The organism is Aequorivita vladivostokensis, assembly GCF_000952855.1.
Taxonomy (GTDB): Bacteria; Bacteroidota; Bacteroidia; order Flavobacteriales; family Flavobacteriaceae; genus Aequorivita; species Aequorivita vladivostokensis.
The window spans coordinates 68066-92463 of record NZ_JSVU01000010.1; the positions used below are offsets into that span (position 1 = coordinate 68066).

Below are 24398 nucleotides of genomic sequence, written 5' to 3' on the forward strand. Positions count from 1 at the left end.
CCCCAAAAAAACCAAACCACCTCACAAATTTGTAGTTTAGAATTATTTACTGCTTTTTACCAAGCGGATAAACTCGGCACGGTAGCCGTCTTTATCAGTTCCTTTGCCCGCTTCAGCCAAAGCGATTACGTCTGCCTTCTTTTTGGTGTTAATAAACTCCGAATTTCGAAGCTGCATCCCGAAGAGCGCCACCGCAGCTGAAAATTTTAAATCTTCCGAAGCACTTTCTATAGCGCTGTTTTCATCTTTCACAGTTTTTACAATCAGCTTGCTTACATCGCCATCAGGTTCTTTGTAGCGGAATTTCACCGTTAGCATTTCATCTGTATAATTTCCTGTAATCTGTTTTGTGTATTTCAAATTATCGATATCTTTCAAATACTTACTTTTTATTCCAACTGGGATTATTTCATATAAAGCTGTCACAGTGTGGCCGCTTCCCAATTCGCCTGCATCTTTGGTATCGTCTTTAAAATCCTCATCGTTCAGCAAACGGTTTTCGTAGCCAATTAAACGGTAAGCCTGTACTTTTGCAGGGTTGAATTCCACCTGAATTTTCACATCTTTTGCAATTGTGTAAAGCGTGCCGAAAAACTCTGTACCCAGCACTTTCTGCGCTTCTTGCATCGTATCGATATAAGCGTGATTTCCATTGCCTTTGTCAGCTAGGGTTTCCAGTTTGCTGTCTTTGTAATTCCCCATTCCGAAACCTAAACAGGTTAGGAATACGCCGCTTTTGCGCTTTTCTTCAATTAAATTTTCCATGGAACGGTCGCTGGAATTGCCAACATTAAAATCGCCATCTGTTGCAAGAATTACGCGATTGTTACCTCCTTTGCTGAAATTTTCTGTTGCAATTTTATAAGCCAATTCAATGCCAGCCCCGCCAGCCGTAGAACCGCCTGCACTCAGATTGTCAATAGCTTGGCGAATGATAGCCTTCTCCGCTCCCGAAGTTGGTGGCAGCACCAAGCCCGCTGCGCCGGCATAGACCACGATGGCCACTTTGTCCTTTTCGCGCAATTTGTCCACCAAAACATTCAGTGCCGATTTTAGCAAAGTCAATTTGTTTGGCGAATCCATCGAGCCGGAAACATCCAATAGGAACACCAAGTTTGATGGCGGCACCTTTTCCCAAGAAATATCTTTTCCTTTTAAACCGATTCGGACCAACTTGGCATCGGCATTCCAAGGGGAATTAACCACATCTGCGGTAATCGAAAAAGGGTCATCGCCTTTGGGTTGTGGATAGTCATAGGCAAAATAGTTTACCATTTCCTCAATCTTTACAGCGTCTTCCGGCACTTTCTGCCCATTGTTGAGCATCCGGCGAATGTTGCTGTAGCCCGCTTTATCAACGTCTATTGAAAATGTGGAAAGCGGTGCGGTGGTAACGCTCTTAAAGATGTTTTCCTCGATTCGGCCGTAAGATTCGTTTTCGGAAACAAGGTTTGAATTGGAAGTAGTTCCGCGCATAACCACAGATGGAGCCTGCCCAACATTGCCATTTATCTGAACACCCTTGGCTTTGCCTTGAAGCATTTTATCAACTGACCTATTATTTTTTGAAGTAACGGAATACCCCAAGGATTTTTTCTCTCGGGTCGCGCCGTATCCAGTAACCACAACTTCTTCCAAAACCGCAGCGGCACTAAGGGATACGTTAATTTCCCCAGCCTTTTTAATCTTTACTTCCTTGGTGTCGAAACCCACATACGAATAAGTCAGAATCTGCCCAATCTGGGCCTCAATAGTATAGCGGCCATCAAAATCCGTCTGGGTGCCGGTGCTTGTTCCCTTAATTATTACGTTCGCTCCCGGCAACGGAAGCTGTGTGTCATCGGTTACCGTACCGCTGATGGTAACGGTCTGTGCGTTCAGTTGGAGCCCCAACAACGCTACTGCTAAAAATGTGAAAAGTGTCTTCATAATATGGTTTTTGTGTTAAACTTGAAGTAAAACTACCATACGCAATCGCACTATAAAATAAGGAATGAGCCAACTGGCTTTTTGGATGAGGGAAGTATCTTTTACGGACAATTGAAATGTAGAAAATGTAAAAAAACCAGTTTTTACAGAGTTGCGAAAAATTGTTATCGCTTTCGTCTTCGCAGCTTTTTGCTGTTTATTTTTTTCTGAAATGCCCTGCTGTGTTTCAGCATTAGGGCGTGCGTTTCTTCGTAACTTTTACCGTAAAGTTTCGCGTATTCGGCCGCCATTATTTTCACCATTGTTTTTGAAAGCCACAACCTGCGGAAGTTACGCATGCGCTTTTCAAAAGTCATTTCCTCAAAACGCATTCGGTTCAAATCAATTAAATAGAAATCGTAATTGTCGTTGCCGTTGTCCATTATCAAGGTATTTCCCGGGGAATGGTCTAAAAAATTTACGTCGTTTTCGTGCAACTTAAAAGTGAATTGGGTAAACTGCCTTAAAATTTCGTTACGCTTTTTAAATCGGGGATTATGTATCAATTCCCGAAAATCAAAATCGTAGTTAATCTGTTCGCTTACGTAGAAACTCTCCTTTAATCCGCCCGAAAAAAATTCCAAATACGCCACGGGAAAGGGCGTTTTTATTCCAAAGCCAATTAATTTTGTAGCGTATTCAAAAGAGCGCCGGGCCTTGCTTTTCCGCAGATATTGATACACGAGCGACTGAAAGGCGTTGGGAGTTTTAAACTTTTTTATATTTAGGGAACGGCCTTCGAGCTGCACGGTTTTAATAATATTGCGTTCGCCCTTGGTCACGTATTCACCTGTTTTGAAAAAATTATGGAGCACATCGCTTAGCTTTGCGGCCATTTGGGAATAATCTGGGTGAATAACAAAATTTTCCTGCATTTTGAAAGAAGATAAAACCAAAAAAGGTATTTTGCGAAGGTAATCTATATGAAGAAAATTCTCGTTATACAAAACAAAAGAATTGGCGATGTACTAATTAGTTCCGTCATTGCCAACAATATAAAAAAAGTCTTCCCGCAAAGTGAAGTGACTTATTTTGTCTATGATTATACCACGGGGGTTTTGGAGAACAACCCTAATATTGCCAAGATTATTTCAGTAAAGGAAAAGGAACTCAAAAAATTTCCGAAACTTTTACAGACTATTGCGAAGATTAGAAAGGAGAAATACGATATTATTTTCGACCCGTATTCCAAGTTCCAAAGTAGAATGATTTGCTTATTTTCTGGCGCGGAATACAGAATTGGACTAAAACGGGCGCACAAAGAATTGAAACTTCCATTCTACACCCACCCAATCAGTTTTTTGGAACATCGCTCCAAAAACTGCGGCAAGGCAATTGAAGATAGAATTAATATGATTGCTTCGGTTTTCGACTTAAAAGAACCTGAGTACGCTCCAAAAATATTTCTTACGGAAGCTGAAAAAAATTACGACAGGATTGATTCCCTTCAAAAACCGATTATTATGTTGGGCATTTTGGGCAGTACGCCCCAAAAATCGATGCCTTACGAATATATGGTTGAAATAATTGACTTTATCACTTCAAATTACAATGGCACCATTCTCTTTAACTATGCTCCCCATCAAAAAGACGAAGCGCTGAAGGTTTACGAAATGTGCCAAAATAAAGACCAAATAAACCTCGATATTTACGAAGACTCCATCCGTGGGTTCATCAAACTGATGAACCAATGCGACCTGTTGGTTTCCAACGAAGGCGGCAGTGTTCATATTACCAAGGCGCTCAAAAAACCTACCTTCACTATCTATTCGCCTTATGTAAACAAAGAGCATTGGTGCAGTTTTGAGGATGGCGACCATCACGATTCAATTCATTTATTGGAAGAAAAGCCCGATCTTTTCAGCAGTTTTACTTTAGAGGAACGAAGGCGAATTGAGCAAGACCCACATTCACTTTACAAACAATTGACCCCCGAAATGATTTTTGAAAAATTAAAGCCGTTTTTGGCGCATCATCTTAACAACCACGGCACTTGAATTTACTGGACAAATTTCATAACTGGCGAAGAAAGCAACGATGGAACCGACAATATAAAAAAGGACGGTGGCAAAGCCTGCGTAGCGAAAAGGAAGCATTGCGCTACCAAAAAATCATTGAATATATAAACCGTTTTTCACCTAAAAGCCCGAGTATTTTAGATATTGGTTGTGGCGATGGTTTGCTTACGGAACGAATGAGTCCCGAAGATTACTCCTATTTTTTAGGATTGGATTTTTCAAAGGAATCCATAAAAATTGCAAGTGAAAAGAATTTGCCTAAAGCCGAATTTCTCGCTGCCGATGCCGTAAAATTTCAACCGCAACAGGATTTTGATGTAATCGTTTTCAATGAAGCATTTTACTACATTCACGAAACCGAAAAGCAAAATGTACTTGACCGGATGTTGTCAAAACTAACTGACGGGGGAATTATTATAACCTCCATTTATCGCGAAGGCCACGGTTGCTGGGAATATTTTAAAGAAGATAAAAGGCTAAAGGAACTTGATTTTACAACGGTTAAAACCGATGAAGAACTTCGTTATTGGAAAATTGGAGTTTACAAAAAGAATTAAACAGTTTTAATTTTCAACCGTCGTTTCCTTTGAAACGATGCCGTAATCCGTCCAAACCCGCTTTTCCTTTTTCGTCACCCTTCGGATGGCCTTATTTTTTATAAACATTTCCTTTCGCACATACCCGCGCTCGTGGTCCAAATGCAATGTAACCGTGCTATAGCGAATCTGTAAGGGCTTGATGCCGTAATTCATAAGCCGCTCCCCCATTTCACGGTCCTCGCCGCCGTACTGCATGCGCTCATCAAATCCGTTTACCGCCAAAATATCCTTTTTCCAGCCAGAGGCGTTGTTGCCGTCCCAGGTAGCACTGGTGGGCGTAAAGGTGTTTAAAATATCTTCCTTTAGACCATAGGATGTTAGTTTGTTCAGTTTAAAAGTCTTTTTTAGGCCGTGCTTTAAAAGCCATTTCGCGTTAAAACAGCGCTGTGTTACAATATCGTCCTTGGTAATCTGCTTCGAAATTTTCATCGAAAGCTTGAAATATCCAGCCGACAGAAAACAGCCCGGACGGCTCAGGCCCAAATGGGTTGAGACCAAATCGTTCCTCGGAATACAGTCGCCATCGGTAAAAATTAAATAATCACCTTTAGCAACTTTTATGGCTTTGTTCAAGATTTTAGTCTTTTGAAAACCGTGGTCTTCCTGCCAAACGTGGGTGATTTTCAGAGAAGAGTTTACTATAAAGGAATCGATTAATTTTTTTGTTTCTTCAGTAGAACCATCATCGGCGATTATAATTTCAAAATTCTTTTCCAGCTGTTGTTCAAAGCCCCACAACGCTTTTTTAAGCCATTCCGGCTGGTTGTAGGTGCTGACGATTACCGAAACAAAGGGACCAATATTGTCATCCTTTACAATTCCAAAAGGCGTCCATTTCTTCCTTTTATCGCGCGTTTGCTTGCGGATGGCAAGATTTTTATTGATGGAATCCTGGTTCTTGTAGCCACGTGGATGGTCCAAATGGAGCACTACCGCATTGTACCGAATCTGTTTACTTTTCAGGCCGTAATTAATCAACCGTTCGCCCAGTTCGCGGTCCTGCCCGCCGTACTGCATGCGTTCGTCAAACCCGTTTACTGCAATGATATCCTTTTTCCACCCCGAAGCGTTATGGCCGTTCCAACTGGCATTGGTGGGTGTAAACCTATTGAGGAGGTACGCCTTGAAGGGCCCAGAATACAGCTTGTTGTTCTTAAAGGAAGATTGCAGTCCGTGCTTTTTCAACCAAGAAACATCAAAGCATTTTTCAGAATAAATATCCTCCTTCGTTATGCTTTTTGAAATATCCAAGGGCAACATAAAATAGCCGCCAGAGAGGAAATAACCCTCTTCCCGAAATTTAACGTGCTGCTCCACAAAATCCTTTCTCGGAATGCAGTCGCCATCGCTCATGATAATGTATTCTGTGCTGCACTGCAAAATTGCCTTATTGAGAATCTGCGATTTCTGAAAACCTTTATCTTCGTGCCACACGTGGATGATGGGATAAAAGACTTCGGCCTCCATTCTTTTTAGCAGCTGCCGTGTTTCGTCATTAGAGCCATCATCCGCAATTACAACCTCGAACTGTCTGTACGTCTGATTGTTATAACCATAGAGTACCTTTTCCAGCCATTCGCGGGAATTGTAGGTACTGATAATTACGGAAGTATCAATTGCAGTCATAGTCTGGCAAAGATAAAGCTATTTCCTGCGTAAATAAAAAGCAGCTTGGTCGCCTCTCCCCTCTTTATTGAGTTGTTTGGCCTTTTCATCGTATTTAAAATTTTCAACTTTTCTTTGCAATGATTTTGATAAGCCTTTATCTTTTGGTGCGGAAAGCGGAATATCCTTTATATATTTTTCACTGCCGGTAAACTGGAAGTGCGTGGAATCGTATTCAATTTTATACAATTCAAAATTGGTCTTGTCGGCCAGCAGTTGCATACTTTTTTTTGAATGCAGAAAAAAGTGCCGTGGCGCGTCCAATTGTACCCAGTTAACTCCGTAATGCTCCCAGGCATACGAAGAAACCGTCGGGATACGAATGATGCAAACCCCATCCACGGCAAGAAGTTCGTGCACTTTCTGAAGGTTTTCCAAAGGGTCGGGCAAATGTTCAAAGGCGTGGTGATAGGTGATAATATCGTAACTACCATCCATGTCGTAAACACTGCTTTTCTTTATGGTGAGCCCGTTTTCATATTTAATTGTTTCCTTTAAATAGGGGTCGCAGCCCATTACATTCTTAAAACCCACTTCGGCCAAGGGGTACAGGAAATTTCTACCATTGCCACAACCAACATCAAGAATGCGGGTTTCCTTATTTACGTTTAATCCTATAAAGATGGCGTATTCCTTTTTCCCTAAAATTTTCCCCAAGGTATTTTGGTAAACAGGTCCGCCAAGAACCGCAGCTTCGTATTGTTTCTTTTTAATCGCGCCTTTTGTTCCAGTAAATTTCTTGCCGTCATAAGTGTCAAAACTGTAATAATCGCCGGGATAATACTTGCCCATATCCGCTGGAAATTCCGCAATCTGCAAGCAACCACAACTGGAACATTGAAAATATTCAAAAGTTTCGCGCAAGCCGTACATCATTTCTTTGGCTGTAAAAGTTTCGTTTTCTTCGGAATTGCCACAAATTCTGCAAGTGTTTCCCATAAATTGAAAATTGCTTTAAGCTCCAAAGATAAAGTTATTTACTAAGTTGCCTCAGAAATTGAAAAGTTGTAATTTAGATAAAAATACAGAATGATGATTACTAAAAGTTTTCTGCAAAAACATATCGATAATTTTCCCGATGAATTTACTATTGAGGAGTTGATTGAACGCTTCATATTTATAGACAAGCTTGAAAAACGAATTGAAAAATCTAATCGAAACGACACAATTAGTGAAGAAGAATTAGAAAACGAAATGCAGCAATGGTTCAAATAAAATGGCTTCGTGATGCTAGCATTGATTTAAAGGAAATTTATGAATATATTTCGACTGATTCAAGGTTATACGCACGGCAGCAGGTAGAGAAAATAAAACGAGCTACAGAAATTATTAAAACGCATCCAAATATTGGTAAGCTTGTGGAAGAAATGAAGGATCCAAATATCAGGGAATTAGTAGAAGGAAATTACAGAATTATTTACAGGACAGTCAGTTCAAAAAAAGTTCATATTTTAATGGTCCATCATGGAGCCAGAGACCTTTTCAGGAGAATAAAAAGCTAGCTATGCCAACCCTTTCAGTTATCATCCCCACTTTCAACGAAGAAGCATACATTGAAGATGCCTTATTTTCAGTAGCTTTCGCCGATGAAATTATTGTAATCGATTCCTTCAGTACAGACAAAACCCCTGAAATAGCAAAGAAATACGCCACCAAATTCCTGCAACGAAAATTCGATAATTTTTCAAACCAGAAAAATTTCGCTTTAAAAGAAGCCACTGGCGATTGGGTGCTATTTTTGGACGCCGATGAACGCGTTACCCATTCTTTGGAAGCCGAAATAAAAGCAACCCTCCAAAACCCCAAACACGGCGGGTACAAGATAAATTTCCCGCATTTTTATATGAACCGTTTTCTCTATCATCACAGCGATGACGTGCTTCGGCTCGTAAAGCGCAATGGGGCGGAATATTCCGGAGCGGTTCATGAAAAACTTACTTGCCAGGGCAGCATTGGGAAACTGAAAAATAAAATGTTGCATTTTACCTATAAAGGCCTCGACAATTATATTTCGAAAAAAGAATCGTATGCTTGGTTTCAAGCGCAGCAACTGTTTGATAAAGGCAAAAAAGTCACTTGGTTCCACCTCTTTTTCAAGCCCAGTTATCGGTTTTTCCGTTCCTTCATTTTAAAAGGCGGTTTCCGCGACGGCGTTCCGGGAATGACCGTAGCCGCCGTAAATGCGTATGGTGTTTTTGAACGGTATGTGAAGTTGATGCTGTTGCAGAGAAAGGCTTCCTAGCCCGCCGCGGCGGGTTAGGGGGCTAGGGATTAGAGGCTTAAAAAAACTTCCCAAACCGAATTTTCTGTCGAAACTTCAACATGGAGAATTCCCCCTTTACATCAATGCGTTGGATTTCATAGGGGTTTTTAAAGGGAAACGTATTTATTCTATTGCCGATGCGCAGCCCGTATTCAATGCCGTTTTGTGAAAGTATTTTCTTAAAGATTTCATTCCGCTTTTTTTCCTTTGGAAATTTGCCGTACGGATAGGCCAAAACAGGCGAAAAATTCAATTCATTTTCTGAGACGAATTCCAGGCAACGGCGGGTATCGGCTTCAATTTCGGCATTGGAAAGCTCGGTGTATTTTTTATGGTAAAAGGAATGGAAACCGAGCTCCACAATTTTTGGGTCGAGCTTTTTCAATTGTTCCGCCGTCATTATTTTTAGGGAAGAAGTATTCCAAGTGTCGGTTCTTCCCAAAAAATCTAAAGGCACGAAAAAGGTGGCTTTCAGTTTGTATTTCTTCAGCAACGGAAGCGCCAGTTCCATTTGGCTCACATAGCCATCGTCAAAAGTAATGACGATGTTTTTGCCTTTTGGCAGCGTCTTCAACTTGTCTAACTCCCGAAAATGGTAGGTTTTATAGCCGTTTTCAGCCAAATGTTTAAACTGCTTTTCAAGTTTTTCTACGGAAATGGTCAAACCTTCACCCTTTTCAGCAGTAACGTGGTGGTACATTAAAATAGGTAGTTTCGCCATAACGGTTTTCAATTTTATACCTGTAAAATTATTACTTTTACGCAAACTACAAGCCGTTTTTGGAAAACCCTGTAAAAATCACCGCCCTTGCCATCACGCTCAACGAGGCCCACAATATTGAAGGCTATTTAAAGAGCCTTTGGTTTGCGGATGAAATTGTGATTGTGGATTCCTTTAGCAGCGATGATACGGCGGCTTTGGCTTCCAAACACGAAAAAGTGACGGTTTACCAACGAACCTTCGACAACTTTTCGGCACAGAAAAATTTCGCTATTTCAAAAGCAACGAACGATTGGGTAACCTTTTTCGATTTAGATGAAGAAGTAACGCCCGAGCTTGCAAATGAAATCGTTGAAAAGTTCAAAAATCCAAAAGCCATTGCCTATTTTGTAAAACGCGATTTCTATTTTATGGGGAAACGCATCAAATACAGTGGTTTGCAGAATGATTACATCATCCGATTTTTCAATAAAAACCATTGCCAATACAACGCAAACCTGGTCCACGAAACATTGGAAGCCGACGGCAGAACCGAAAATTTAAAGAACAGCCTGCCGCACCACACCTATAAATCTTTTGACGATTACACCGCAAAAATGCACCAATACAGTGCGCTGCAGGCCCAAATGCTCTATAAAAAAGGGAAGAAACCAAATAATTACCATTTTCTGTTTCGCCCTTTTTATCGATTTTGGAACCAGTTTATTTTTAGATTGGGTATTTTAGACGGAAAAGAAGGTTTCATTCTCGCCTACGTAAGCGCCTTTTCAGTGTTTAAACGGTACGTGAACCTTTGGCTTTTATACCGAAAAATTGACTAATCTTAAATCGCTACGTTGAAACAAGTTTTTTTAGAATCGCATAATTTAAAAAACCGTTATTCGGGCTTTGGGCAGTTTAACTACCATTTCATAAAAGCGTTGGCAGCCTTGCCGCAAGACGATTTTGAAATAGTTCTGAATGCGAAAAATATTTCAGAACTCAAAGAGGAATTTGGCGATACGTTTAAATATCGAAAGTACAATTCGTTAACGCGCCACAAGCCTTTCCGAATAAAGAAAAAATACAATCTTTGGCATTGTTTAAATCAAAATATAAAGATTGAACCCTTCTTCAACATTCCGTATTTATTGACTGTTCACGACGTGCATTTTGTAACAGAAGGCTGCGCGGAATTGCAAGAAAAGTTGAAAAAGCAATTCGCCGAAAAACTGAAGCGCAGCAGTGCCATTGCCTATATTTCTGAATTTGCGAAACAGGATACGCACGCTCATTTTGAAGTCCCCAACATTCCGGAATACGTAATTTACAACGGCAATACAATTACAGATATTTCAATTCCGACGGACTACAAACCTTCGCTTTTGCCGCCAAAACCCTATCTCTTCTCGATTGGCGATTTCAGCGATCGCAAAAATTTTATGAGCCTTGTGGAAATGTTGCGCTTCCTGCCCGAATATAATTTGGTCCTGTCGGGAAGTAACAGTTCGAGTTACGCCGAAAAGCTTACTGAAAAAGTGAAACAGTACGGTTTTGAAAACAGGGTATTTCAAACTGGGAAAATAGCTGATTTGGAAAAACAATACTACCTTCAAAATTGCGAAGCCTTTGTTTTTCCTTCGTTACGGGAAGGTTTCGGAATTCCGCCCATTGAAGCCATGCGATTTGGGAAACCCGTTTTTCTTTCAAACAACACTTCGCTCCCTGAAATTGGCGGCGAGCACAGTTTCTTTTGGGACCATTACGATCCCCAATATATGGCACAAACGCTGAGAGCAGGAATGGAAAAATTTCACGGCAACAGGGCATTCTACGAAAATTGGTATACGGCGCGCGCCCAAAGTTTCAATTGGAAAACCACGGCCGAAAAGTATATTGAAGTCTATAAAAGCTTGCTCTAACCAACTTTATTAAAACTTTTGACAAACTCCCACGGACAGTAATTGTATCTTTGCCAAAAGCAGTCGGAAAAGTTCCCCGATTAAAATTTATTTGATGGATGTAGCCGTTATCATTGTCAATTACAACTCTTCAAAGTACACTTTGGAGTGCATAAACACTGTGATTGAAAAGACTTCGGAAGGTATCAGCTATCAAATAATTGTGGTGGATAACAATTCAACGGCTTCGGAATATAAAATTTTAAGAGATAATTTTCCGAAGCAAGACAACATTTCCTTGCACCGGAGCATTATAAATACAGGCTTTGGCGGCGGGAATATGTTCGGGGCGCAATTCGCGAATGCAGATTATCTGCTTTTTCTGAACAACGATGCTATGTTGCTGAACGACTGTTTGGGCATTTTGCTCAGATTTATGAAAGCAAATCCAATGGTGGGCGTTTCAACTGCGCAGAATTTTGACGAAAACAACAATTTTGTCCCTTCCTTTGACCATAATAAAGGCCTGCGAAGATTGCTTTTCGGAAGAAGTTTTCTCGAAAAAAACAATCCAGAATTATATCCAAAGCGTAAAAAAGAATATAACGAACCTCTGCAAGTTAATTGGGTTAACGGCGCGTTTCTGTTTTTTGACAGCAAAGCATTTTCAGAAGTTGGTGGTTTCGACACTAATATTTTTCTGTATTGGGAAGAAATGGACCTTTGCCACCGCCTGAAAAAACAGGGGTACGAAAGTTGGTTGGTGCCCGAAGCGAAAATCCTTCACCATCAGGGCGTGAGCACGGGTACTTCAAAAGCGATGAACAGGGAAAGTTATATTTCGTATTTATATGTACTTCGGAAAAATTACGGCTTTGGAAAATATTTACTCATTAGAATGTATTTAACGATCGCCATTTTAATCAAACCGAAAAAATGGTATCTGCTGCCCATTATTCTGAAAAGCAACAACCAAACCCAATCGTTAAAACAGAAACAAAAAATCACTTTTTTAAATGAAGACTGAAATTGAAAATTGCATCGCCGTTTTAAAGAAAGGCGGCTTAATCCTTTACCCCACCGATACCGTTTGGGGAATAGGCTGCGATGCCACCAACCCCGATGCCGTGGACAAAGTTTTTAAGCTGAAGCAAAGAAGTGATGAGAAATCGCTGATTTGTTTGGTGCACGATTTTAAAATGCTCAATGAGTATGTGGAAAACGTACCGGAAGTAGCATACGATATTTTGAAATACGCCAAAAAGCCGACCACTATCATTTACGATAATCCTATTCGTGTTGCGGAAAATATTATTGCAGCGGACAATTCGCTGGCCATTCGCGTGGCAAAGGATGAATTCTGTAAAAAATTAATACAGCGTTTTCGCAGACCCTTGGTTTCAACTTCGGCAAATATTTCCGGGGAAAAAACCCCACAAAGTTACGCTGAAATAGACCCTTTAATTTTGGAAGGCGTGGACTATGTTGTAAATTTGCAGCACGAAAAAAAATCAGGAAAACCTTCGGCTATTATTAAGTTGAAAAATGATGGTTCGGTGAAGGTAATTCGGCAATAAAAAGGTTACCACGAATACACGAATAATTATGTATTTGATTTGTTTACTTAGGCATGGACAATATCATCTATAGACAGGAAAGTTACGACATTGTTGGTTGTTTATATGAGGTATTTAATTGCTTGGGAAATGGTTTATCGGAAATTGTGTATAAAGACGCTTTGGAATATGAATTTACCCAACGAAATATCCCTTTCGAGAGAGAAAAAGAATTCTCAGTGGCGTATAAGGACATTGTACTTAAACATAAATTCTATGCTGATTTCGTAGTTTTTAATAAAATAATTTTAGAGGTAAAAACTGTTGAAGTACTTACAGATATGCATCTTGGTCAATGTATTAATTATTTGAAAGTTTCAAAAAACAAGTTAGCCATTTTAGCTAATTTCAAAGGGGAAGGCTTAGAATACAAAAGAATAGTTCTATAAAAACATTCGTGCATTCGTGGTAAAAAATCCACCACGAATCCACGAATAAAAATATAGTATAAGTAATGATTTTAAACCATCGTAGGCGCGCGATTTATCGCGTGCGAACTAAAAAACAATTTGTCTATTCGTGGTAAAAATTCACCGCATTAAACATATAAAAACATTTGTGCATTCGTGGTAAAAATCTCCTCTATCAATTTTTAAAATTTATCCGTGGTAAACCCATCCTACATATCCGCTTTAAAAAACCCAATTTTTAGAACCATTTCAAAAGCTTCCAAAAACTTAAACTTGGAAAGTTATGTTATTGGCGGTTTCGTACGCGATTTCCTTTTAAAACGCGGGGAAGCCAAGGATATTGACATAGTTGCCGTAGGAAGTGGTATTGAATTGGCACAGGAAGTTTCAAAATTGCTTCCCGGAAAACCGAAAGTTTCCGTTTTTAAAACCTATGGCACGGCAATGCTAAAAAGCGGAGGTATTGAACTAGAATTTGTTGGCGCACGTAAGGAATCGTATTCCGAAGAAAGCAGAAATCCAGCTGTGGAAAACGGTACTTTGGAAGACGACCAAAACCGAAGGGATTTTACAATAAATGCACTCGCTCTCAGTCTTTCCGATGATAATTTCGGCGAACTGCTGGATCCCTTTAACGGTGTTGAAGATCTTCAAAATAAAATAATCCGCACCCCGCTCGACCCAGACATTACCTATAGCGACGATCCGCTGCGAATGCTCCGCGCCATTCGGTTTGCAACCCAATTGGATTTTATTATTGAAAAGGATTCGTTGGAAGCCATTACCCGAAATGCCGAGCGCATAAAAATAATTTCCAAGGAAAGGATCGTGGATGAACTGCACAAAATTCTACTTGCCGATGTGCCTTCCAAAGGATTTGCCCTTTTGCACAAAACCGGCTTGCTACCCTTTATTTTGCCGGAATTGGTGGCCTTACAGGGCATAGACGAAAAGGAAGGACAGACGCATAAAGACAATTTTTGGCATACGCTGGAGGTGGTGGACAATATTTCAAAAGCTACGGACGATCTTTGGTTGCGTTGGGCCGCATTACTGCACGACATTGGCAAGGCGCCAACGAAACGTTTTGATAAAAAATTGGGGTGGACGTTTCATACGCACGAATTTGTGGGTGCAAAGATGGTCTATAAGCTTTTCAAACGCTTGAAAATGCCCTTGAACGATAAGATGAAGTTCGTCCAAAAAATGGTTTTGATGAGCTCCCGCCCCATCGGGCTTGCCGACGAAGAAGTAACGGACAGTGCCGTGCGTCGTTTGATTTTTGACGCTGGCGATCATGTGGAGGATTTAATGACGCTCTGCGAAGCCGATATTACCACAAAAAATCCAAAAAAGTTTAAAAAATACCACGCTAATTTTCAGTTGGTACGCGATAAAATCGTGGAAGTTGAAGAACGTGACCACGTCAGGAATTTTCAACCGCCCGTTACCGGTGAGGAAATTATGGAGACTTTTAATCTAAAACCTTCTCGGGAGATTGGCATCATAAAAGACGCGATAAAGGAAGCAATTCTTGAAGGGGAAATTCCGAATGAATACGGAGCGGCACGGGAATTTATGTTGAAAAAAGGAACTGAAATTGGATTAAAGGCGATTAATTAGTAGACAGTCGCAGTTGCAGTTTTCAGGTGTAGGTTCGCGATTTATCGCGTGCAAATTGATATAAAAAACAATTCGAGTATTCGTGGTCAAAATTAATCACCACGAACTTTGTAGTAAAAAGAATATCAGTATTAAAAAATAATTCGAGAATTAGTGGCAAAGAAAGACAATAAAAAAGTAATCTACTGGCTGTTAACGGGATGTTTCCTGATTTTTGTAATGGTAGTAGTAGGAGGAATTACGCGCCTGACCCATTCGGGCCTTTCAATTTCCAGTTATAAGTTGATTTCCGGCACCATTCCGCCATTAAACGAAGCCGAATGGATAGCCGAGTTTGAGCATTATAAGCAATTCCCCGAGTATCAGAAGCTGCACAATCACTTCGATCTGGAGGATTTTAAGGATATTTATTTCTGGGAATATATCCACCGGGTCTTGGGCAGGTTGCTGGGAATTGTGTTTATCATCCCCTTCCTCTATTTTCTCATTAAAAAACAGCTTACCAAGCCTACAATAAAAAAAGCCTTGATTCTGCTTTTCTTGGGTGGATTCCAAGGATTTCTGGGATGGTATATGGTGAAAAGCGGCCTGGTGGACCGGCCCAGCGTGAGCCATTATCGGCTTGCCATGCACCTCACTACCGCGTTTATAACATTTGCTTACACCCTATGGGTTGCATTGGATCTATGGTATCCCGTGAAAAAGGAAATCAACGGACATTTCCGGAATATCATTCGGGTGGGAATGGCGGTATTGTTGATCCAAATTATCTGGGGCGCCTTTGTGGCCGGGCTCGACGCGGGCTGGATCCACAACCATTGGCCTTTGATGAACGAAGGCAAGTTGATCCACGAAACCGTTTACACCGAACAGGTTCCGTTATGGCGAAACTTTGTGGAAGGAAAGAGCGGCGTTCAGTTTGTGCACCGCTATATGGCCTATGTGGTGGTGGCAGTTATTTTCTATATTTGGTTCAAAGCCCGAAAATTACAGCTTACCGTCCCGCAAAAAAACGGAGTCAATTTGCTTATGATATTGGTTTTGGTGCAATTTATTTTGGGCGTGTTTACCCTAATCCTCCAAGTACCTGTAGTTCTGGGCGTTTTGCACCAAGTAACGGCTTTTTTCCTTTTGGCCGGAATGACCTTTGTGCTACATCGGTTTTCGAAATAAAATCTTTTAAGATTAAGCTCAATATTTGAGTATCTTTGATACAGACGGAAAGTTTTGCCGCTAAAATTTATATGAATATGCAAAAGGAAGAAATCATCTCAAGGCTAAAAGAACTCAAACCTACACTTCAAAAAGAATTTGCAGTAAAGGAAATTGGGCTGTTTGGGTCGTTTTCAAGAAATGAAAACCATACCCAAAGCGATATAGATTTATTGGTGGAACTTGAAAAACCCATAGGCTGGAAATATTTTTCCCTAGAACCCTTCCTTGAAAATATCTTTAAACGCAAGATTGATATAGTTACCAAAAACGCATTAAAATTGCAATTGCGGGAGAAAATACTGAACCAAGTAATCTATATTTAAATTGAAAAAGGAAAGACGCAATTACGTTTTATATCTTGAAGATATTCTTTTGGCGATGAACAGAATAGCCGAATATATTGAAGGACATTCTCTTGAAGGGTTTAAAAAAGATTATAAAACAGTGGATGCCGTAATACGGAACTTCGAAGTAACCGGGGAGGCTTCAAAAAATATTGCGATTTCCCTAAAGGAAAAATATCCTGACGTGCCTTGGCAAGAAATGTATTCCCTCCGCAATAAAATCTCCCACGAATATTTTGGCATTGACTATGAAATAATTTGGGATTTAGCCTACAACTATTTACCTGAAAATAAAAAACAAATTAGCGAGATAATTGAAAATTTGAAAGACTCATAATACAGTCTTACATTGCGCCGGTTTTCAAGAGAAATTCAGAATAATCACTACCAACTGCCACTGAATACTGAACACTTTTTTTATACCTTTGCAACCCTAAGAAATTAAGAAAATGATTTACCGTTTCAGAATTATCCTCGACACCCACGAAGACGTTTTCCGCGACATCGAAATAGAAGCTTCAAATACTTTGGAAGATTTTCACAACGCCATCACCCAGGCCTTTGGGTTTGATGGGCAGGAAATGGCTTCGTTTTACACCACCAATGAATTCTGGGAAGAAGACGAGGAAATACCGCTTTTTGACGTGAGCGACGAACCCGGAAGCATCCGTGTTATGGGTGAAACCAGTTTAGAGACCGTGGTAGATAAGGAAAACACGCGGCTTTTATATGTTTACGACTTTCTGAATATGTGGACATTTATGGTGGAACTTGCCGATATTGCCGAGGCCGAAGCTGGACAGATTTACCCGAACTTGATGTACTCCCACGGACAAATCCCCGAAGAAGCACCCGAAAAGGAATTTACTTCAGAACCCATTGAAGGCGAAGAAGATTTCGATGAGGAATTTGACCTAGATCCGGAAGATTACGACAATCTTGATTTTGACGAAAACTGGAATTAGGTTCAGTGATCAGTCGCAGTCTCAGTTTTCAGTTTCGAAAAAGTAGAGGAAATTACCCAACGCTTAACGCTTAACGCCTAACCCTTAACTCCTAACCCCAATGATCAACCTTTTCAATACCCACATTGCCTCCCTTTCCATCCACCGAGTGGGTAATAAAAGTAGGAATGAAGCTATTTTTCTTTCGAAAAGTCCGTATAAAATGGACGATGAGATAACGCCATTGCTGAAAGAATTTTTCCTAAAACCATTTCGTGAGAAGGAGGAAAACTATTTTAAGTTTTCCCACGAGGCAGATTTGGAATTTCACGAGCTTTATAACAGTGCCTCCAAGATTTTTGACAATCCCGATAACATTCACGAAGAGAGCCGAAAAATAGCTACCTATTTATACAACCAGTCCGAACATCCGCATATTAAAAGCGGCGAGGTGTATGTGGCCTATCTTGAAAATGTGCAATTGGACAATGTAAAGATGGAGGCCATCGGCATATTTAAAAGTGAATTGAAACAGGATTTTCTTCAATTTGCAGAGGAAGGAAATCAATTGGAAGCCATGCTGCAGCATGGGGTGAGCCTCAATAAATTGGACAAGGGCTGCATTATTTTCAATTCAAAAAAAGAGGAGGGCTACAAAATCCTTTCGGTGGATAGCAACCGTTATGACGCGCGTTATTGGCTGGAAAGCTTTTTGGGCGTGGAAGCCTTTGCCGATGATAATTTTTACACAAAGAAGTATTTAAAATTCTGTCAGGATTTTGCAAAGGACGTGGTCCTTCCTGCCGAAGATAAAAAACAGGAGGTTATGTTTATGAACCGCGCCGTGAACCATTTTGCGAAAAATGACCAATTTGAGGAAACGGCCTTTATGAACGAGGTGATAGACAATCCCGATTTGATGCCGGAATTCCGTCATTACAAAAGCGAAAAGGCCCCCAAGTACAGCATCGAGGATCTAACAACCTTCCCTATTGCCAATACGGCCGTTACCGCTGCCCGCAAAAAAATAAAAAACGTCATAAATCTGGATACGAACATTCAGATCAAATTGGACTTTATCAACCCTGAGAGTGCGGAAAAATTTGTGGAAAAAGGATGGGACGAGGAGAAGCAGATGTATTATTATTTGGTCTATTTCAACAAGGAACAGAAATCTTAGAGACGCACGGCCGTGCGTCTCTACGTGCGGTCAATTCCCAACCTCACTAATAAACTTAATACGGTACAGCCGCAGTTCCTCTTCGTCATAGTCGCCGTCAAATTCTTCAAGGGCTTCTTCAATTTTATCCGTTTTAGCCTCTAGAAAATATTCGTGGATTTCTTCTTGTTGGTCTTCGTCCAGAACCTCATCGATCCAATAATCAATATTCAACTTGGTGCCGCTGTACACTATGGCTTCCATTTCCTTAATAAACTCTGGCATTTCTAGGCCTTTGGCGTTCGCAATGTCTGGTAGGGCAAGCTTTCGGTCCACATTCTGGATGATATACAATTTTAAGGAGCTGTTGCTTCCTGTGGATTTCACCACAAAATCCTCCGGACGGATAATATCGTGCTCCTCCACATAATTTTGGATAAGCTTTAAAAACGGTTTGCCGTATTTTTTGGCCTTTCCTTCTCCTACCCCGTGAACATTGGAAAGTTCTTCCATGGTTACTGGATACTTCAGCGCCATATCTTCCAAAGAGGGTTCCTGGAAAATTACGAAGGGCGGCAGGTCCAGATCGTGGGCTACCTTTTTGAGTTCGGCCTTTAAGAGCTTGAAAAGATTTTCATCGGCCACGTCGCCTCCTTTTTTCGCACCCACAATTATATCGTCGTTTGCGTCCTTATAGGAATGGTCTTCCGTCATCATAAACGAGGTGGGCGATTTAATAAACTTCTTCCCCTCCTCGGTCAAGTGGATAACGCCATAGGTCTCTATATCCTTTTTTAAATAGCCAGCCACCAAAAGCTGTCGCAGCAGGGCCATCCAATAGGCCGCATCGCGATTTGCCCCCGAGCCGAAATATTCCTGGGCATCGGTTCTATGCGATTTTATAAGGGCATTCACCTTGCCTATCAGAACATTTACAATTTCCTTGCTTTTGTATTGCTCATTGGTTTTTTTCACCACTTCCAAAAGCTGCTTCGCATCATCTTTGGCCTCGTGCTTTTTCTTGGGGTGGCGCATATTATCGTCCATCATGCCGCCCTCACCTGTTTCATTATCAAATTCTTCCCCAAAATAATGGAGGATAAACTTTCTTCGTGAAATGGAAGTTTCGGCAAAGGCAACTACTTCCTGTAGCAGGGCGTGGCCAATTTCCTGTTCGGCTACGGGCTTGCCGCTCATAAACTTTTCAAGTTTTTCTATATCCTTATAGCTGTAAAAGGCAAGACAATGGCCTTCCCCCCCATCGCGACCGGCGCGTCCGGTTTCCTGGTAATAGCTTTCAATACTCTTCGGCATATCGTTGTGGATCACGAAACGCACATCGGGCTTATCGATCCCCATCCCAAACGCGATGGTGGCTACCACCACATCTACGTCCTCCATCAGGAACATATCCTGGTGCTTTACGCGGGTCTTGCCATCAAGGCCTGCGTGATAGGGCACGGCCTTTATACCGTTAACCTGCAGGGCCTGCGCCAATTCCTCTACCCTTTTTCGGCTTAGGCAGTAAATAATACCGCTTTTGCCCTCGTTCTGTTTTACGAAGCGAATGATGTCGGAATCCACATTTTTTGTCTTTGGCCTTATTTCATAATAAAGATTGGGACGGTTAAAGGATGCCTTAAACGTATGGGCATCCTGCATATTGAGGTTTTTTAGAATATCCTCCTGCACCTTGGGGGTGGCGGTAGCAGTAAGCCCGATTATGGGAATATCGCTGCCAATGCGTTGGATTATGCTTTTTAAATTTCGGTATTCCGGCCTAAAGTCGTGGCCCCACTCACTGATACAGTGAGCCTCGTCTATAGCCATAAAGGAAATTTTCTGGGTTTGCAGAAAATCTACATACTCTTCCTTCGTGAGGGATTCAGGAGCTACATAGAGCAGTTTTGTAACGCCGCTGGCGATATCGCTCTTTACTTTTTTAACTTCGGTCTTGTTTAGGGAAGAGTTGAGCACATGCGCAATGCCTTCCTCCGAAGAAAGGGAGCGCAGGGCATCTACCTGGTTTTTCATGAGGGCAATCAGGGGCGAGACTACTATCGCCGTTCCATCCTGCATAAGTGCGGGAAGCTGATAACAGAGCGATTTTCCACCACCAGTAGGCATAACCACAAAGGTATTGTGGCCGCCGAGTATGCTTTTTACCACTTCTTCCTGTAGGCCTTTAAAGCGGGTAAATCCAAAATATTTTTTTAGGGCTGCATAAATATCAATTTCTGCCACGCTGCTTGGTTTTTAGGGATACTTCAGTTTTAGCCAACAATACATTGTTTTACAGATTAACAATTGTAATTTTGCAACCGTATTGAGTTGACTGCATCTTAACAGAAAGGTTTCTATATTAAGATTTCTGAATTGTGTTAAATTCTATTCTAAATATACTAATTTCTGAAACAGTTACAAACATTCAAAAGCATTAAAATTTTGAACAGGCAAGATAGAATCATTTCCGTAGCGAAAAATACCATAGAAACTGAGAGTAAGGCAATTGCAAATCTGGCGCATTTGGTGAACGAGGAATTTGCCGGCGCAGTTGACTATATATACCATTCCAAGGGGCGGGTAATAGTTACCGGAATAGGCAAAAGCGCCAATATAGCCACCAAAATTGTGGCCACTTTAAACTCCACTGGCACGCCCGCAATTTTTATGCACGCCGCCGATGCCATCCACGGCGATCTTGGGACCATTCAGCAGAACGATACGGTAATCTGCATTTCAAAAAGCGGAAATACCCCTGAGATAAAAGTGCTCGTGCCTTTGATAAAGGCTATTGACAATAAACTTATTGCCATTACGGGTAACGATGAATCCTTTTTGGCGCAGCAGGCAGACTATGTGCTGAATGCCTATGTAGAAAAGGAAGCCTGTCCCAATAATCTGGCGCCCACTACGAGTACTACCGCACAGTTAGTGATAGGCGACGCCTTGGCCATGTGCCTTTTGGACCTTCGTGGGTTTTCGAGCAAGGATTTTGCAAAGTTCCATCCCGGGGGCTCCCTGGGGAAAAAACTGTACTTGCGGGTAAGCAATCTTACATCCCTAAATGAAAAACCACAGGTAAGCCCTGATACCGACGTTAAAAAAGTGATTGTTGAAATTTCCGAAAAAATGCTCGGCGTAACCGCTGTAGTGGAAAATGATGAAATAGTGGGCATAATAACCGATGGCGACCTGCGACGTATGTTGACAAAAACCGATAGCTTTGCCGGACTCACCGCAAAGGATATTATGACGCACAACCCGAAGAAAATAGCCAACAACGCCATGGCCGTAGAGGCCATGGAAATGATGGACAAATACGGAATTACCCAAATTCTTGCCGAGGAGAAAGGGAAATACAGCGGGGTGGTGCATATCCATAACCTGACAAAAGAGGGAATAATCTAATGAAGAAAATAGGTTCCCCAGAAAAAGAAATGTCCTTTTTGGACCACTTGGAAGAACTGCGCTGGCACCTTATCCGCTCTACCATTGCCGTAGTCGTACTGGGCCTCTTGGCCTTTGTTTTTAAGGATTTTATTTTTAATACGCTTATTTTCGGACCCAAACATCCCGACTTCCCTACCTATAGAATGTTCTGCAACATATCGCGCTCATTGGGCATGGACACGTTCTGTTTTCAGGAAATGCCTTTCCGTATTCAAAGTAGGACAATGGCGGGACAGTTTTCGGCGCATATGTGGACCTCTATTTATGGGGGTATTATCGTGGCCTTCCCTTATATACTTTATGAATTTTGGAGGTTTATAAGTCCGGGCCTAAAAGAAAAGGAACGCAAGAGCAGCCGTGGTTTTATAGTCATTGCCTCGCTGCTATTCTTTTTGGGCGTATTGTTTGGGTACTACCTTATCACTCCCCTATCCATCAACTTTTTGGGGAACTATCAGGTGAGCGAGGAAGTATTTAACGACTTCGATTTGGACAGTTACATTTCCCTGGTACGCACCTCTGTATTGGCCTGCGGTATTGTTTTTGAATTGCCGATTATTATGTATATCCTTACAAAAATTGGTTTGGTAACCCCTGAAATCCTTCGGAAATATCGAAAATTTGCCTTGATTATCGTTTTGATACTTTCGGCAGTAATTACGCCGCCCGACATCGTGAGCCAGATTATCGTTGCCATCCCGATACTTATTCTTTATGAGGTGAGTATTTATATTTCGAGGATTGTGATAAGGAATCAGAAAAGAGAGGAAAGAAGAAGGAAAAAAGAGGGTAATATTTAGGCTTTTGGCTTTTGAAAAAATAAAAATTATGAAAGAAAATATTGTAGAAGAATTCAATGCCTATCGCGCAAAGATGAACGAGAAGATGCTGGAGGATAACAACAAGATTATCAAGCGCATCTTTAATCTGGATACCAACGCCTATATGGAAGGAGTGCTTCCGAAGAAAACAAAGGAATTGCTGGGCTTGGGAAATTCGTTGGTGCTTCGTTGCGATGATTGCGTGCGCTATCATTTGGAGGAATGCCACAAACTGGGTCTTACCAAGGAAGAAGTGGTGGAAGGAATGAGCATTTCACTTTTAATTGGGGGAACAATTGTAATTCCCCATCTGCGCAGAGCTTTTGAATATTGGGAAGCTTTGGAAGCAAAATAATAATTGCTAGCTTTACCTTATAAGCTCAAAATATTTTAACCACAAAGGCACAGAGGGCACAAAGAAAGAAATTAAATAATGACCGAAAACGAAATTTCTTCAAAAATAATAGGTGCGAGTATTGAGGTTCATAAACAATTAGGGCCTGGTTTGTTAGAAAGCACTTACGAAATTTGCTTAGGTCACGAATTAAAATTAATGGGTTTGGAAGTAAAGCAACAAGTTCCACTGCCCGTAATCTATAAAGACGTTAAAATTAATGCCGGCTATCGTATTGATATGATTGTGGAGAATCAAGGTTATTATTGAAATAAAATCAGTTGATGCATTGGCTCCAATACATACTGCCCAAATATTGACCTATTTAAAATTGAAAGATTTAAAACTCGGACTCTTGATCAACTTTAACGAAATAAAGGTTATTGACGGTCTAAAAAGAATTATAAATGGCGTACTTTAAGCTCTTTGGCCTTTGTGCCTCTGTGGTAAAATTATATAATATGCCAAGTTTAAAAGAAATATTAGAATGAAGCTAAAAGCTGAAAATTTAATGAAATCCTATAAAGGCCGTAAGGTCGTAAAGGGAATTACCGTGGAAGTAAACCAGGGGGAAATCGTCGGACTGCTCGGTCCCAATGGGGCGGGCAAAACCACTTCCTTTTATATGATTGTAGGCTTGATAAAACCCAATGGCGGGAATATTTATTTGGAAGGCACCGAAATAACCAAGTATCCTATGTACAAACGTGCACAGAACGGTATTGGTTATTTGGCACAGGAGGCTTCGGTTTTTAGGAAACTTAGCGTTGAGGACAATATTCTGAGTGTGCTGCAGCTTACGAAACTTTCCAAAAAGGAGCAGCGGGCCAAAATGGAATCGCTTATTGAGGAATTTGGTTTGGGCCAAATCCGCAAAAACCGTGGCGATCTTTTGAGCGGTGGGGAAAGACGTAGAACCGAAATTGCACGTGCCCTTGCCACCGACCCGCATTTTATTCTTCTCGATGAACCCTTCGCGGGAGTTGACCCCGTTGCGGTGGAGGACATCCAGCGTATCGTAGCCCAGCTAAAAAACAAAAATATCGGGATTCTTATAACAGACCACAACGTACAGGAAACGCTGGCCATTACCGACAGAACCTACTTGATGTTTGAGGGAAGCATCCTAAAACACGGAGTACCGGAAGAACTTGCCGCAGACGAAATGGTGCGGAAAGTATATCTTGGGCAGAATTTTGAGCTTCGGAAGAAGAAATTGGAGTTTTAATTTTTTACCACGAATTCACGAATAATTTTGTTTTGGATTGTAGTAATTCTGAGAAATGCTTTTATCCCTTTAATTAG

At 41.1% G+C, this 24398-nt stretch carries 28 protein-coding genes and 1 pseudogene; 22 read left to right on the plus strand and 7 right to left on the minus strand.

The window, feature by feature from the left end; all coding sequences use genetic code 11:
* Positions 1-42: 42 nt before the first annotated feature.
* Positions 43-1929: a vWA domain-containing protein gene (locus MB09_RS13645; protein ID WP_045081480.1), complete on the minus strand. Its 1887-nt coding sequence runs from the start codon at positions 1927-1929 to the stop codon at positions 43-45.
* Positions 1930-2093: 164 nt separating this feature from the next.
* The gene (locus MB09_RS13650; RefSeq protein ID WP_045081511.1) at positions 2094-2843 is read right to left on the minus strand and encodes a lipopolysaccharide kinase InaA family protein; all 750 of its coding nucleotides are present in this window, start codon (positions 2841-2843) and stop codon (positions 2094-2096) included.
* A gap of 48 nt (positions 2844-2891) precedes the next feature.
* On the opposite strand from MB09_RS13650, the gene MB09_RS13655 reads away from it, so the two are divergent.
* Positions 2892-3965, plus strand: a complete 1074-nt coding sequence (locus tag MB09_RS13655; RefSeq protein WP_045081481.1) for a glycosyltransferase family 9 protein — start codon at positions 2892-2894, stop codon at positions 3963-3965.
* Complete coding sequence (locus MB09_RS13660; protein WP_045081482.1) at positions 3962-4543, plus strand: class I SAM-dependent methyltransferase; 582 nt, start codon at positions 3962-3964, stop codon at positions 4541-4543. Before MB09_RS13655 ends, MB09_RS13660 begins: the two co-directional genes overlap by 4 nt.
* Before the next feature lie 6 nt (positions 4544-4549).
* Here MB09_RS13660 and MB09_RS16475 read toward each other — a convergent pair whose 3' ends face one another.
* The 3 genes and pseudogenes from MB09_RS16475 to MB09_RS13675 form a co-directional block, all read right to left on the minus strand.
* A complete protein-coding gene (locus MB09_RS16475; protein WP_045081512.1) occupies positions 4550-5404 on the minus strand; it encodes a glycosyltransferase family 2 protein in 855 nt (284 codons plus the stop codon).
* Positions 5396-6211, minus strand: a pseudogene (locus tag MB09_RS16480) (glycosyltransferase family 2 protein); the annotation flags it as partial. The gene MB09_RS16475 and the pseudogene MB09_RS16480, both read right to left, overlap by 9 nt.
* Before the next feature lie 18 nt (positions 6212-6229).
* Entirely contained in the window at positions 6230-7189 is a 960-nt protein-coding gene (locus tag MB09_RS13675; RefSeq protein ID WP_052671406.1) for a class I SAM-dependent methyltransferase, read from the minus strand.
* A 90-nt stretch (positions 7190-7279) separates the two neighbouring features.
* Between MB09_RS13675 and MB09_RS13680 the strand changes: the two genes are divergently transcribed.
* From MB09_RS13680 to MB09_RS13690, 3 genes are read left to right on the plus strand one after another with little or no spacing between them, the layout of a single operon-like run.
* Positions 7280-7465: a hypothetical protein gene (locus tag MB09_RS13680; protein ID WP_045081483.1), complete on the plus strand. Its 186-nt coding sequence runs from the start codon at positions 7280-7282 to the stop codon at positions 7463-7465.
* Positions 7453-7752, plus strand: coding sequence for a type II toxin-antitoxin system RelE/ParE family toxin (locus MB09_RS13685; protein WP_045081484.1), 300 nt, complete (start codon positions 7453-7455; stop codon positions 7750-7752). The genes MB09_RS13680 and MB09_RS13685 overlap by 13 nt, the downstream gene beginning before the upstream one ends.
* Before the next feature lie 2 nt (positions 7753-7754).
* Positions 7755-8492, plus strand: a complete 738-nt coding sequence (locus tag MB09_RS13690; RefSeq protein ID WP_045081485.1) for a glycosyltransferase family 2 protein — start codon at positions 7755-7757, stop codon at positions 8490-8492.
* A 37-nt stretch (positions 8493-8529) separates the two neighbouring features.
* On the opposite strand, the gene MB09_RS13695 is transcribed toward MB09_RS13690, so the two are convergent.
* On the minus strand, positions 8530-9234 hold the full coding sequence (locus MB09_RS13695; RefSeq protein WP_045081515.1) for a polysaccharide deacetylase family protein: 705 nt from the start codon (positions 9232-9234) through the stop codon (positions 8530-8532).
* Positions 9235-9293: 59 nt separating this feature from the next.
* Here MB09_RS13695 and MB09_RS13700 point away from each other — a divergent pair, with 59 nt between their 5' ends.
* The 11 genes from MB09_RS13700 to MB09_RS13750 all read left to right on the plus strand — a co-directional run bounded on the left by MB09_RS13700 (position 9294) and on the right by MB09_RS13750 (position 18446).
* Positions 9294-10055, plus strand: a complete 762-nt coding sequence (locus tag MB09_RS13700; protein ID WP_045081486.1) for a glycosyltransferase family 2 protein — start codon at positions 9294-9296, stop codon at positions 10053-10055.
* 15 nt (positions 10056-10070) lie between these two features.
* Positions 10071-11135: a glycosyltransferase family 4 protein gene (locus tag MB09_RS13705; protein WP_045081487.1), complete on the plus strand. Its 1065-nt coding sequence runs from the start codon at positions 10071-10073 to the stop codon at positions 11133-11135.
* A gap of 94 nt (positions 11136-11229) precedes the next feature.
* Positions 11230-12141: a glycosyltransferase family 2 protein gene (locus MB09_RS13710; RefSeq protein WP_045081488.1), complete on the plus strand. Its 912-nt coding sequence runs from the start codon at positions 11230-11232 to the stop codon at positions 12139-12141.
* Positions 12131-12691 carry an L-threonylcarbamoyladenylate synthase gene (locus MB09_RS13715; protein ID WP_045081489.1) on the plus strand — a complete coding sequence of 187 codons (561 nt, stop codon included), beginning with the start codon at positions 12131-12133 and terminating at the stop codon, positions 12689-12691. Before MB09_RS13710 ends, MB09_RS13715 begins: the two co-directional genes overlap by 11 nt.
* A gap of 53 nt (positions 12692-12744) precedes the next feature.
* Positions 12745-13119 carry a GxxExxY protein gene (locus MB09_RS13720; protein ID WP_045081490.1) on the plus strand — a complete coding sequence of 125 codons (375 nt, stop codon included), beginning with the start codon at positions 12745-12747 and terminating at the stop codon, positions 13117-13119.
* Positions 13120-13335: 216 nt separating this feature from the next.
* On the plus strand, positions 13336-14763 hold the full coding sequence (locus MB09_RS13725; protein ID WP_045081491.1) for a CCA tRNA nucleotidyltransferase: 1428 nt from the start codon (positions 13336-13338) through the stop codon (positions 14761-14763).
* Between the two features lie 153 nt (positions 14764-14916).
* Positions 14917-15936 carry a COX15/CtaA family protein gene (locus tag MB09_RS13730; RefSeq protein WP_045081492.1) on the plus strand — a complete coding sequence of 340 codons (1020 nt, stop codon included), beginning with the start codon at positions 14917-14919 and terminating at the stop codon, positions 15934-15936.
* Positions 15937-16013: 77 nt separating this feature from the next.
* On the plus strand, positions 16014-16301 hold the full coding sequence (locus tag MB09_RS13735; RefSeq protein ID WP_045081516.1) for a nucleotidyltransferase family protein: 288 nt from the start codon (positions 16014-16016) through the stop codon (positions 16299-16301).
* Between the two features lies 1 nt (position 16302).
* Positions 16303-16659, plus strand: coding sequence for a HepT-like ribonuclease domain-containing protein (locus MB09_RS13740; protein ID WP_165586712.1), 357 nt, complete (start codon positions 16303-16305; stop codon positions 16657-16659).
* A gap of 112 nt (positions 16660-16771) precedes the next feature.
* Positions 16772-17287, plus strand: coding sequence for an IS1096 element passenger TnpR family protein (locus tag MB09_RS13745; RefSeq protein ID WP_045081493.1), 516 nt, complete (start codon positions 16772-16774; stop codon positions 17285-17287).
* Positions 17288-17387: 100 nt separating this feature from the next.
* A complete protein-coding gene (locus MB09_RS13750) occupies positions 17388-18446 on the plus strand; it encodes a nucleoid-associated protein (protein ID WP_045081494.1) in 1059 nt (352 codons plus the stop codon).
* A 30-nt stretch (positions 18447-18476) separates the two neighbouring features.
* Here the strand turns inward: MB09_RS13750 and recQ are convergent, their stop codons facing one another.
* On the minus strand, positions 18477-20669 hold the full coding sequence (gene recQ, locus MB09_RS13755; RefSeq protein WP_045081495.1) for a DNA helicase RecQ: 2193 nt from the start codon (positions 20667-20669) through the stop codon (positions 18477-18479).
* A gap of 201 nt (positions 20670-20870) precedes the next feature.
* On the opposite strand from recQ, the gene MB09_RS13760 reads away from it, so the two are divergent.
* From MB09_RS13760 to lptB, 6 genes are all read left to right on the plus strand, one after another.
* A complete protein-coding gene (locus MB09_RS13760) occupies positions 20871-21836 on the plus strand; it encodes a KpsF/GutQ family sugar-phosphate isomerase (protein ID WP_045081496.1) in 966 nt (321 codons plus the stop codon).
* A complete protein-coding gene (tatC, locus tag MB09_RS13765) occupies positions 21836-22678 on the plus strand; it encodes a twin-arginine translocase subunit TatC (protein WP_045081497.1) in 843 nt (280 codons plus the stop codon). Before MB09_RS13760 ends, tatC begins: the two co-directional genes overlap by 1 nt.
* A gap of 28 nt (positions 22679-22706) precedes the next feature.
* On the plus strand, positions 22707-23054 hold the full coding sequence (locus tag MB09_RS13770) for a carboxymuconolactone decarboxylase family protein (protein WP_045081518.1): 348 nt from the start codon (positions 22707-22709) through the stop codon (positions 23052-23054).
* 78 nt (positions 23055-23132) lie between these two features.
* Positions 23133-23363 carry a GxxExxY protein gene (locus MB09_RS16600; protein WP_317619486.1) on the plus strand — a complete coding sequence of 77 codons (231 nt, stop codon included), beginning with the start codon at positions 23133-23135 and terminating at the stop codon, positions 23361-23363.
* 46 nt (positions 23364-23409) lie between these two features.
* The gene (locus MB09_RS16605) at positions 23410-23514 is read left to right on the plus strand and encodes a GxxExxY protein (RefSeq protein ID WP_317038843.1); all 105 of its coding nucleotides are present in this window, start codon (positions 23410-23412) and stop codon (positions 23512-23514) included.
* A 66-nt stretch (positions 23515-23580) separates the two neighbouring features.
* Positions 23581-24321 carry an LPS export ABC transporter ATP-binding protein gene (lptB, locus tag MB09_RS13780; RefSeq protein WP_045081498.1) on the plus strand — a complete coding sequence of 247 codons (741 nt, stop codon included), beginning with the start codon at positions 23581-23583 and terminating at the stop codon, positions 24319-24321.
* Positions 24322-24398: the final 77 nt, after the last annotated feature.

What these genes read in the sequence shown, in the direction of transcription:
- MB09_RS13645 (WP_045081480.1), bottom strand. Translation starts at nt 1,929, where the DNA reads ATGAAGACACTTTTCACATTTTTAGCAGTAGCGTTGTTGGGGCTCCAA.
- MB09_RS13650 (WP_045081511.1), bottom strand. Translation starts at nt 2,843, where the DNA reads ATGCAGGAAAATTTTGTTATTCACCCAGATTATTCCCAAATGGCCGCA.
- MB09_RS13655 (WP_045081481.1), top strand. Translation starts at nt 2,892, where the DNA reads ATGAAGAAAATTCTCGTTATACAAAACAAAAGAATTGGCGATGTACTA.
- MB09_RS13675 (WP_052671406.1), bottom strand. Translation starts at nt 7,189, where the DNA reads ATGGGAAACACTTGCAGAATTTGTGGCAATTCCGAAGAAAACGAAACT.
- MB09_RS13680 (WP_045081483.1), top strand. Translation starts at nt 7,280, where the DNA reads ATGATGATTACTAAAAGTTTTCTGCAAAAACATATCGATAATTTTCCC.
- MB09_RS13685 (WP_045081484.1), top strand. Translation starts at nt 7,453, where the DNA reads ATGGTTCAAATAAAATGGCTTCGTGATGCTAGCATTGATTTAAAGGAA.
- MB09_RS13690 (WP_045081485.1), top strand. Translation starts at nt 7,755, where the DNA reads ATGCCAACCCTTTCAGTTATCATCCCCACTTTCAACGAAGAAGCATAC.
- MB09_RS13695 (WP_045081515.1), bottom strand. Translation starts at nt 9,234, where the DNA reads ATGGCGAAACTACCTATTTTAATGTACCACCACGTTACTGCTGAAAAG.
- MB09_RS13710 (WP_045081488.1), top strand. Translation starts at nt 11,230, where the DNA reads ATGGATGTAGCCGTTATCATTGTCAATTACAACTCTTCAAAGTACACT.
- MB09_RS13715 (WP_045081489.1), top strand. Translation starts at nt 12,131, where the DNA reads ATGAAGACTGAAATTGAAAATTGCATCGCCGTTTTAAAGAAAGGCGGC.
- MB09_RS13720 (WP_045081490.1), top strand. Translation starts at nt 12,745, where the DNA reads ATGGACAATATCATCTATAGACAGGAAAGTTACGACATTGTTGGTTGT.
- MB09_RS13735 (WP_045081516.1), top strand. Translation starts at nt 16,014, where the DNA reads ATGCAAAAGGAAGAAATCATCTCAAGGCTAAAAGAACTCAAACCTACA.
- MB09_RS13745 (WP_045081493.1), top strand. Translation starts at nt 16,772, where the DNA reads ATGATTTACCGTTTCAGAATTATCCTCGACACCCACGAAGACGTTTTC.
- MB09_RS13750 (WP_045081494.1), top strand. Translation starts at nt 17,388, where the DNA reads ATGATCAACCTTTTCAATACCCACATTGCCTCCCTTTCCATCCACCGA.
- tatC (WP_045081497.1), top strand. Translation starts at nt 21,836, where the DNA reads ATGAAGAAAATAGGTTCCCCAGAAAAAGAAATGTCCTTTTTGGACCAC.
- MB09_RS13770 (WP_045081518.1), top strand. Translation starts at nt 22,707, where the DNA reads ATGAAAGAAAATATTGTAGAAGAATTCAATGCCTATCGCGCAAAGATG.
- MB09_RS16600 (WP_317619486.1), top strand. Translation starts at nt 23,133, where the DNA reads ATGACCGAAAACGAAATTTCTTCAAAAATAATAGGTGCGAGTATTGAG.
- lptB (WP_045081498.1), top strand. Translation starts at nt 23,581, where the DNA reads ATGAAGCTAAAAGCTGAAAATTTAATGAAATCCTATAAAGGCCGTAAG.